Below are 10,453 nucleotides of genomic sequence, written 5' to 3'. Positions count from 1 at the left end.
TTTCTCCTCATAAATTCCTTTTTTAACTATTATTTTAGAATTTATTAGTGATGGCAGAAACAATGAAAAACCTTTTTTGGGGTCTGTTGCTCCATAAATAATTTCAGAAATTTGTGCTGAACTAATTGCTGTGGCACACATTGCACATGGCTCAAGTGTAACATAAATTTTGCAATTTTCTAAATATTTTGAGCCGAAAAAATTACTTGCTGCAGTTAATGCAAGTATTTCTGCATGGGCTGTTACATCGTTTAACATCTCTACCTGATTGTGTCCTTTGCCAATAATTTGATTATTGTTTACCACCACAGCACCAACAGGAACTTCATCATTTTCAAAAGCTAATTGAGCTTCCTCAAAAGCTTTTTTCATAAAGTATTCATCCGAATAGATATTTTCTAACATTTGCTTAATTATTTCTGAATTAGCAAAGATAGAACTAAATTTGCCTTTTTGTAGAAATGTCTGAAAATGAAATTAAAACTAATAAGTTTTGCTTGGAAAATAAAAGTGATTTTAGCTACACTGCTAATTGTACCACTACTTTTGTTTTCACAAAACAACAAACAACAGCAATTGAGAAAGGATAAAATCAATGACATTTTAAAAGAAAAGCTAAGATTTGAAGAGAATACAAAATCTATTAAAACACTAAGACAACAAACTTTAGTTTTAAATCAGGAAAACGAAACAGCAGTTGCAACATCAACTACTCCCGAGTCGGAAGTTCATGCAGTTATTAATCCTACAGACAGCAACAACATCGTTCTTAGTCCTATAAAATTAGTGATAGATGCCCAAACTTTAAGACTCAAGCCCGAGCTTCCTGTTTATTTTACTAAGGATTTTGGTGATAGCTGGAATAAAAGCACAAGTATTTTAAAGCCAAAAGATGCTGACTCAACAATTGTTGGAGGTGGTGATCCTGTTCTTGCTTTTGATGCTGATGGTAAATTATATTTTTCATGGATTCATTTGTACTACAAAAAAAACCATGGAGACACTGTTTTTTGGGCTTTAAATTGGGCATTTTCTAATGATGGCGGAGCAAGCTGGAATTATTCTGCAAATGACAAAATAGAACTTTCAAAAGGATTTATTTCTCCATATTTTGATTTTGATGAAGTAGCAGATAAGCAATGGATGGTTTGTGATAAATCAAATTCAGCTTACAAAAACAACCTTTATGTTGCCTATTTAAAGGTTAGCACTGTTAATGGAATTAATATCGTTGTAAAAAGGAAAAAAGCAGACAACAACTATTTTGATTCAAATTCTGTAGTAATTAGTTCCGGTAGTAATTTACATTTTGCAGGAATAACAGTTGACAACAATGGATATGTTCATCTAACGTATTGCTCAAGCATGAATTCTGTTTGGCATTCTGTTTCAAAAGACGGAGGAAATACTTTTAGTTCTCCCAATAAAATCACTGACTTTATTATGCCTTCATCTATTTCAGGAATATATAAAGACAGGTTGTTTCCGGCAACACAAATTACTTCTGATAATTCCAATTCGACAAATGAAAACAATTTGTATTTGACTTTTACTGCTGTTGGAATTTCGTCAAAGAAAACTTCAGGAGCAGATATTTATTTTTGTCGCTCTATTGATGGAGGAAATAGTTGGAGTAAAGCAATTGTTATAAATGACACAATGTCTCAAAATCCACGTGACCAATTTTATTCTACAATATTTGTAAATCAAAAAGGAGTTATAACGGCATGTTGGTATGATTCAAAATATTCTCCTACAAAAACAGAAAATAAAGTTGTAAATTATTGTATTTCACATTCATTTGATGGAGGATTAAGTTTTTCACCACAAAGCAGAATTTCAGGAACTTCCACGAATTTTCAAACTGTAAGATATAAAAATTATACATTTGGAATAGGAGAATACAATCAAGTAGTTGCTTCCGGCTCAATGGCATTTCCTATTTGGGCAGATGGTAGAAAAGGAAATGGAGATCTTGATATTTATGTTGCAAAAATAAAAATCTCAAAAACATCTGAGATACAAACAATTACAAATGTTAGTAGTGGGATAAAACTTTTTAAACCCTTCCCGAATCCTGCAAAAAGTAATGTTATCATCCGCTATTCCTTAAATTACAAAGCAAATGTTAAATTTGCAGTTTTTGAAAAAACAGGAAAAATTGTAAAGGAGATAGAAAAAGGAAATAAAAACGCAGGAACTTATGAGAACAATATTAATATTTCGGATTTAAAAAACGGAGAATATTTTATTGTAATGATAACAAATTTTGGCTATTGTACTCAAAGATTTTCAGTGGTTAATTGACAAAAATCTCAAAATAATTTTGGAATAATAATTGAAACAAAAGACATCTTTAAAATTTAAAAGTAATAAAACAAAGAAACACAATGAAAAAACTAGGACTATTTATTTTATCATTTCTATTGATTAGCAATGCATTTTCGCAATATAAGTTGATAGAAACAGATAAATCAACAACTGATAAAAAAGAAGGTGGAATGATGGATGTATCAATTCCTTATTCAAAATATCAATTTGATAATGGACTAACACTCATTATAAACGAGGATCACTCAGACCCTGTGGTAAGTGTAAATTTGACTTACAGAATAGGTTCTTCAACCAACTATGCAGACCGAACCGGCATTACATATATTATTGCGAATTTATTTAATCAAGGTTCAAAAAATGTGGAAAGCGGAGAGTTTGAAAAAACCATTAGAAATTATGGAGGAGAAAGTAATATTTATTTTGAAAAAGATAGAACAACACTTGCTACAACAGCTCCAAGTAGTTTGTTAGAAACTATCCTTTGGATGGAATCTGATAGAATGGGATTTTTTACAGATGCAATTTCGGAAGAAATTTTTTTTAAAACAAAAGAAGAATTAATTCAATTTGTTGTTGATAGTCTTAATAATAATAAATTAGGACCAAATATTACAAAATTAGAAGAAACTTTATATCCTTACAGCCATCCTTATTCATGGCCTTTATTTGGAAAAGTTGAACACTTAAATAATATTAAATTAAACGATTTAAAAAAATTCTTTTTAGACTGGTACGGACCAAACAATGCTATTCTTACAATTTCAGGAGATATTGAAAATGATGATGTACTTAAGCTTGTAAATAATTATTTCGGTGGTTTTGCGAAAGCTAAAAACAGCACAAATGCAATTGAACATAATATTAGCAGAATTTATATGAATGATGCATCTTCATTATTTAAAGACAGATACTATTCTTATGAATATGATGTTGAAAATCCTGTGTTAAAAATTGTTTACCCGACAGTTGAAAAATATAATGACTACCAGCTGTATTTCGATTATCTTGCTAAATCCTTAAACGAAAGAAAATCGGTTCTTTATGAGCAACTTCTTGTATCCCGACTTGCAAAAAGCTTTAATGTTGTTCATAAATCATACATGCATTCAGGTGAACTTATTATTGAGGTGGAAGCTAATGGAGATACATCCCTTTCTGTGATTAAAGATGTTGTAGTAAAGGCTATTGCTTCATCTTTTGACCCACTTGCCGGAGTTGATGAAAAAAAGGAATTAAAACCTGAAGAAATTGAAGCGATTGAAAAAAAACGTATGCAAATACAAAAAAGACTTCAATGGGAAGTATATGATGATTTATTTTCATACATGAATAATTATAAATTTCAAAAACTTAAGTCATTAGAACTAACAAAAGCAAAAGCTGAAAAACTTACTGAATATGAACTTTATAAAAATAATCCGGGCTTTTTAAATAAGGATCTTGAAAAAACGAGAATGATAAATCCGGATATGTTAATGAGAGTTGTTAGCGATTATATCATTGATAAACCAAAAGTAATTATAAGCGTAGTACCTTTTAAAAAGAAAGAACTTGTTGCAGGTAAAAATAATTTTACTCATCATAATTTACAAACTATTATTGAGCATATTGATGAGAAAGATTTAAAATCCATCCAGCAAAAATCTCAAGAAAAAGATTCTCCAAAAATAAAAAAGGTATCCAAGAGAAATACTCCTAGTTATAACCTTTCAACATATCAAAACGGATTGAGAATAATAACAGCAAAAACTAATGACGGTGAAATGCTGAACATTAGTTTGTACATAAACACCAAAAAATTTGATGATCCATTCCAAAACTATCTTTCAACGGAAGTAGTAAAAGAATATTTTATTGAAAGAAAGAAGTATAATCAATTTGGCGAACAAGATATTCCTTTTAGTGAAATATCTAACAACATGGACGTTTATACTAGTGACTTTGGAGTTGTTTTATCTCTTAGTACACTCAATCAAGACATAATGCTTACAAGAGAGTTCTTTAATGAGTTATTAAGGGAAAGTGGTAATTCGGTAATTAATCCGGAGAGTGCTTTCAATAGATTAAATACAGCGAATGCTAATGTCTCTTCAAAAAGAATTCTTGCATATCCACAAATTACAGATTCTTGTACTTTATCAAGAGAAGTGCTAGGTGGAGAAGATCCTTTGAAAATTATGACAGGTTTTATTGCAGAATCTATTCCTGCACTAATTTCTCCCGAAAATTCAATACTTGTTATTTCAGGAAATGTTGATGAAGCACAACTTATGGACTTTTTGGAAAACTTTAGACAATGGTTTAAGCCGAATTTTGAAATGCCTGATGCTGGTTATGTGAATAACCCTGAGGATGTTGAGGAAAAACAAAATGAAAAAGAAGTGATAACTGGTAATCCGATATTTATTGTGAAAAATGATAATATTAAAACACCAAAAGTTATTATTAAATATATGGATATTCCTTATCAGAATTTTGAAGAAGCTGTTAAAGGAAATTTACTTAATTATATAATCGGCAGAAAGGGTGATTTTGAAAATAAAGCTAATTTTTTACAAGGAGATTTTATGAGAAAAAAGAACAAAAGCTATTATTTGTCTTTTAACTCAAATGAAGGGAATGTTGCAAAAAGCATCAATTCTGTTATTTCTGAATTAGATTATTTCGGAGAAAATAAAATACAAGGGAAAATTTATAGAGCATTGAAGAACCAATATTTATATAATGGTTTTACTTCTTATGAAGAAAATTCACAAAAATCGGAGTTTGTTTATAATTCAATTATTTCTGAATATCCTGATGAATTTTTTAATAAACAAAGAAAGAAAGTGAAATGGACATGGAAGAATGCATTTAGAAAATTTGCTGATGCAAACTTAAATAGTGAAAACTACAAAATCATTGTTGTAGGGAATGAAGATAAACTAAAAAAAGAACTTACTAATTCAGGCTTTAAAAACATTGTAGTTATTGACAATACTAAAAAAACAGACCACTTTAATCATTAATTTATTTGAAAATGAAAAAAACATATTATTTATCATTGATTTTTATTCTTTCATTTGTATTCCAATTAACAGCACAAATTACTAATGAGGTAAAGTGGGATTTTGAAGTAAAAAAAATCGCAACAAACGAATATGATTTATATATGAATGCTAAAATTGACATGGGTTGGCATTTATATTCGTTGAATAACAAATCGGATGATCCGACAAAAATAGGTCCTAATCCTATATATTTTGAGTTTGAAAAAAACAATACTTACGAACTTATTGGAGGCATAAAAGAAGTAAGTAAAGCCCATGTAGTATTTGAAAAATTATTTGATATGGAAACAGCATATTTTACAGATAAGGCTGTTTTTGTTCAAAAGATAAAAACACTTAAAGCGATTAAGGAAATAAAAGCTTTTACCGAATATCAAATTTGTGATGATAAAGCATGTAAATACCCCTTAAGTGCTGATTTTAGCTTTGCAGTAAGTTATGAAGAGGAAAGTACTGAAGTTGCAGAAAGCGAAGAAGCTGATGATGCAATGAGTTTTGATATTGGTAATAGCCAAGTTCAACAACACCAGCAAAAAATACTTGACCCTGTTAAGTGGAGTTTTGAACTAAAAAAGATAAGTAAAAAAAGGGCAGAACTTATTATTACCGCAGAAATTGGAGAAGGATGGCATCTTTATTCTGCCTATGTTGATGAGGGAGGACCCAAAGCGTCAAAATTATTTTTTGATGAAAATCAGAATATTGAATTAATAGATTCTATTATTGAAAGTGGGGAAAAAGAAGATATTTATGATTCAACTTTTGAAATGCCAGTAAGTTATTTTAGCGACAAAGTTGTTTTTACTCAAGTAATAAAACTTGACAAAAAAAACCAAAGTATTTCAGGTTCTTTTGATTATATGGTCTGCAACGAAAACCAATGCGTATCTTTAACAGAAGATTTTCAAATTGGTGAAAAAGATGAGGAAGCTGATCTTGCAACAACAGGAGAAAAAACATTATTAATGTTTTTCATACTTGCTTTTCTTGGAGGTCTTGCAGCTATCGTAATGCCTTGCGTATTTCCTATGATACCAATGACTGTAAGCTTTTTTATGCACAGCAGTGATAAAAAAAGTAAGGCAAAATCACAAGCTTTGTTTTTTAGTCTTTCGATAATTGGAATTTATACGGCTTTCGGATTAGTAGTTTCAGCTACTTTAGGTCCCGACTTTATCAATTGGCTTAGTACTCACTGGATACCAAATATTTTCTTTACCCTAATATTCCTGATTTTTGCAGCTTCGTTTTTTGGGCTGTTTGAAATTACTTTGCCAAGCTGGATGATTAACAAATCTGATAAGCAAGCTGACAAAGGAGGATATTTCGGTGCATTTTTTATGGCATTTACTTTAGTGCTTGTTTCTTTTTCATGTACAGTTCCCATTGTAGGATTAATACTTGTTGAAGCCGCACGGGGAGAAGTTATAAAACCAATAATCGGAATGCTTGGCTTTTCACTTGCTTTTGCTCTTCCTTTTGGATTTTTTGCTTTTTTCCCATCAAAACTTGGAAACCTACCAAAATCAGGTGGCTGGTTAAATTCTGTAAAAGTTGTATTCGGTTTTATAGAACTTGCCTTAGCTTTAAAATTCTTAATGGTTGCCGACCAAACTTATCACTGGGGAATTTTGCCTAGAGAAGTTTATATTGCTTTTTGGATTGTGATTTTTGCTCTTCTTGGTTTTTACCTTTTAGGGAAATTAAAATTTGCTCACGATAGTGATTTGCCTTTTGTTAGCGTACCAAGGCTTACAATGGCAATTTTATCTTTTACCTTTGTGGTTTATTTGATACCGGGGCTTGTTGGAGCTCCCTTAAAAGGAATGTCTGGATATTTACCTCCTCAGGAATCGCATAGCTTTGATCTTAATTCTATCGTTAGAGGATACACAAAAGGATTATCCGCTGAAAAGATTAGTCTTAATGATGACAATAAAACTCTTTGTACCGAACCAAAGTACAATGATATTTTACATCTTCCACACGGGCTTGAAGGTTATTTTGATTTTGACCAAGGATTAGCTTGTGCAAAAGAACAGGGAAAGCCTCTCTTCATTGATTTTACAGGTCATGGATGTGTAAACTGTCGTGAAATGGAACAAAGTGTTTGGGTTAATGATGCGGTTTTAAAACGTTTAAAAAGTGATTGGGTGGTTATGGCTCTTTATGTTGACGACAAAACAAAACTTCCTAAAGAAGAATGGGAACCTTCAAGGTATAATGGGAAATTAATGAAATCAATTGGCAAAAGGAATGCTGATATTCAAATAACTCAATTTGAATCAAACTCTCAGCCTAATTATATTCTCCTTGATACCGATGGAAAAACTGTTCTTGCTACACCAAGAGGACATGATAAAGATGTTGATGCTTTTGTTGAGTTTCTTGATGAAGGATTAAAAAACTTTAAAGCTCGTCATCCTGAGCTTTAGCAAAAATAAAAAATTATGCAAAGGATAAAAGAGCATTTAGTTGAAGCACAAAAAGTTTTAAATACATTTCTGTCGGATGAATCCAATATTGAAAAAATTCAGAAGGCAGGCAATATTATGGTTGAAGCCATAAACAACGGGAATAAAATTTTCTCATGCGGAAACGGTGGTTCAATGTCTGATGCTATGCACTTTGCCGAAGAATTAACAGGAAATTATAGAAAGAAAAGAAAAGCATTACCGGCAATTGCTATTGCAGATCCTACTCACATTAGTTGTGTGGCAAACGATTTTGGTTACGATAAGATTTTTTCAAGAAGTATTGAAGCTCTTGGAAATAAAGGAGATGTTTTGCTTGCCATTAGCACAAGTGGAAATTCTCAAAATGTAATTAATGCGATTAATGTTTCTAAAGAAAAAGGATTAAAAGTTATAGGATTGACAGCTAAAACAGGAGGTAAAATGGCGGGCTTGTGTGATATTGAAATTCGTGCACCAAAATCAGAATATTCAGATAGAGCACAGGAAATTCATATAAAAGTAATTCATGTTTTAATAGATTATATCGAGAAAAATATTTAACAGCTAAAAGAATAATCCTGAAATTTGATTTTTGTATTTTTTAAATTTACTAAATAAATGGAAAAGCCATCAATACCAAAAGGAACAAGAGATTTTTTACCTGAAGAAATGGTAAAAAGAAACTATGTTTTTGATACTATTAAATCAGTATTTCAAAAATATGCTTACATGCCAATAGAAACACCAGCGATGGAAAATTTATCTACATTGCTTGGCAAATATGGTGATGAGGGTGATAAATTACTTTTTAAAATACTGAACTCAGGGGATTTTTTATCAAAAGTTAGAGATGATGATTATCATAAAAAAGACCTCAACAAACTGTCGGCAAAAATTTCTGAAAAAGGATTGCGATTTGATTTAACGGTTCCTTTTGCACGTTATGTTGTTCAAAATAGAAACGAAATTATTTTTCCATTTAAGAGATACCAAATCCAGCCCGTTTGGAGAGCAGATAAGCCTCAAAGAGGACGTTACAGAGAATTTTATCAATGTGATGTTGATGTTATTGGAAGTGATTCCTTGCTCAATGAAGTTGAGTTGTTACAAATAATAAATGAAGTTTTTGAAAAGCTTGGAATAAGTATAACAACAAAATTAAATAACAGAAAAATATTATTGGGGCTGGCAGAAATAACAAACACAAGCGATAAATTTATTGACATAACCGTAGCAATTGATAAATTTGAAAAAATCGGAATAGAAAATGTTTGCAAAGAACTTGCTTCAAAAGCAATTCCTGAAAAAGCAATTCAAACAATTAAATCAGTTATCACCTCAAAAAAGACAAAGTTTTTTGAACAAATAAAAGAACTTAAAGAGCTACTTGCTGATTCGGAAATTGGAAAAGAAGGAATAGAAGAGGTAGAAGAAATATATAGTTATACAAAAACCTTTACAGAGAAAGAGCTTTTTGAACTTGACATGACTCTCGCCAGAGGATTGAACTATTATACAGGAAGTATTTTTGAGGTTGTTGCAAATGATGTGAAAATGGGAAGTATTTGTGGAGGAGGACGATATGATGACCTTACGGGGATTTTTGGAATGCCTGATGTTTCTGGAGTTGGAATTTCTTTTGGGGCAGATAGAATATTTGATGTTTTGATGGAATTAGATAAATTTCCTCCTGAAAGTTCAAAAACTACTCAACTGTTTTTTGTGAATTTTGGCAAAAAAGAAGCTAAACACTGTCTCCCTTTATTGGCAAAAGCAAGGAAAGAAGGAATAATTGCAGAGCTATATCCGCAAGCTGTAAAAATTAAAAAGCAGATGACCTATGCAAACAAACTAAATATTCCTTATGTGGTAATAATTGGAGAAGAAGAAATAAAATCTGGGTTATATACTTTTAAAAACATGCATTCGGGAGAACAAAAACACCTGAGCTTTAGGGACATTATTGAAGATTTAAAATCAGAATAAATAATAATTGCCGAATTGGATGTCCATAGAAAAACTTCAAAATTACCTGCCTGAAAACACTCTTCCTTACATTGAGAAATTATTGATAAAACAAAATATTTTAATAAAAATAACAAACGCCAGACAAACAAGATTGGGGTCTTTTAGGGCAACAAGCAAAAAACAACAGCACGTAATAAACATTACAGGCAGTTTAAATCAGTATAGCTTTTTACTTACATTAGTTCACGAAATAGCACATTTAAAAGTATGGGAGCTTTACAAAAGAAGTGCTAAACCACATGGTGCTGAGTGGAAGAATATTTTTACCAATCTAATGACACCCTTGATTCTTGCAAATGTATTTCCTAAAGATATTGAAAAGCCACTTTCAAGATATATGCAAAATCCCAAAGCCTCAACAACCGCAGATTTATCTTTAGCAAAAGCATTTAAAAAATACGATAACAATAATTCTGAATTATTATTGCTTGAAGATATTCCCGAAGACAGTCAATTTTTGTGGAGAGGAAACAGGCTTTTTGTAAAAAGAGAAAAATTACGAAAACGATATAAATGTGTGGAAATGAATACTAAAAAAGTGTATTTGTTTAGCCCGCTTGCAGAGGTAGAATTAGCTGAAGACGA

General features: G+C 31.0%; 7 protein-coding genes. 6 read left to right on the top strand and 1 reads right to left on the bottom strand.

What is annotated here, in order from left to right:
* A partial coding sequence (locus tag U9R42_01920; protein ID MEA3494770.1) for a nucleoside deaminase occupies positions 1–405 on the bottom strand: 405 nt, incomplete at its 3' end.
* A gap of 66 nt (positions 406–471) precedes the next feature.
* Here U9R42_01920 and U9R42_01915 point away from each other — a divergent pair.
* The 6 genes from U9R42_01915 to U9R42_01890 all read left to right on the top strand — a co-directional run.
* Entirely contained in the window at positions 472–2,307 is a 1,836-nt protein-coding gene (locus tag U9R42_01915; protein MEA3494769.1) for a T9SS type A sorting domain-containing protein, read from the top strand.
* A gap of 83 nt (positions 2,308–2,390) precedes the next feature.
* Positions 2,391–5,342 carry an insulinase family protein gene (locus U9R42_01910; protein ID MEA3494768.1) on the top strand — a complete coding sequence of 984 codons (2,952 nt, stop codon included), beginning with the start codon at positions 2,391–2,393 and terminating at the stop codon, positions 5,340–5,342.
* 11 nt (positions 5,343–5,353) lie between these two features.
* Complete coding sequence (locus U9R42_01905) at positions 5,354–7,819, top strand: protein-disulfide reductase DsbD family protein (protein MEA3494767.1); 2,466 nt, start codon at positions 5,354–5,356, stop codon at positions 7,817–7,819.
* A 15-nt stretch (positions 7,820–7,834) separates the two neighbouring features.
* Complete coding sequence (lpcA, locus tag U9R42_01900) at positions 7,835–8,401, top strand: D-sedoheptulose 7-phosphate isomerase (GenBank protein MEA3494766.1); 567 nt, start codon at positions 7,835–7,837, stop codon at positions 8,399–8,401.
* A 57-nt stretch (positions 8,402–8,458) separates the two neighbouring features.
* Positions 8,459–9,826 carry a histidine--tRNA ligase gene (gene hisS, locus U9R42_01895; protein ID MEA3494765.1) on the top strand — a complete coding sequence of 456 codons (1,368 nt, stop codon included), beginning with the start codon at positions 8,459–8,461 and terminating at the stop codon, positions 9,824–9,826.
* Positions 9,827–9,845: 19 nt separating this feature from the next.
* Positions 9,846–10,453, top strand: a 608-nt coding sequence (locus U9R42_01890; protein MEA3494764.1) for a SprT-like domain-containing protein, incomplete at its 3' end; no start/stop codon positions are given.

The organism is Bacteroidota bacterium (genome assembly GCA_034723125.1).
GTDB lineage: Bacteria > Bacteroidota > Bacteroidia > CAILMK01 > JAAYUY01 > JAYEOP01.
Note: the sequence above shows the minus strand (reverse complement) of the source record. Positions and strands in the feature narration are given on the sequence as shown.

Coding starts and splice junctions, on each gene's coding strand:
- U9R42_01905 (MEA3494767.1), top strand. CDS start 5,354: ATGAAAAAAACATATTATTTATCATTGATTTTTATTCTTTCATTTGTA.
- hisS (MEA3494765.1), top strand. CDS start 8,459: ATGGAAAAGCCATCAATACCAAAAGGAACAAGAGATTTTTTACCTGAA.
- U9R42_01910 (MEA3494768.1), top strand. CDS start 2,391: ATGAAAAAACTAGGACTATTTATTTTATCATTTCTATTGATTAGCAAT.
- lpcA (MEA3494766.1), top strand. CDS start 7,835: ATGCAAAGGATAAAAGAGCATTTAGTTGAAGCACAAAAAGTTTTAAAT.
- U9R42_01915 (MEA3494769.1), top strand. CDS start 472: ATGAAATTAAAACTAATAAGTTTTGCTTGGAAAATAAAAGTGATTTTA.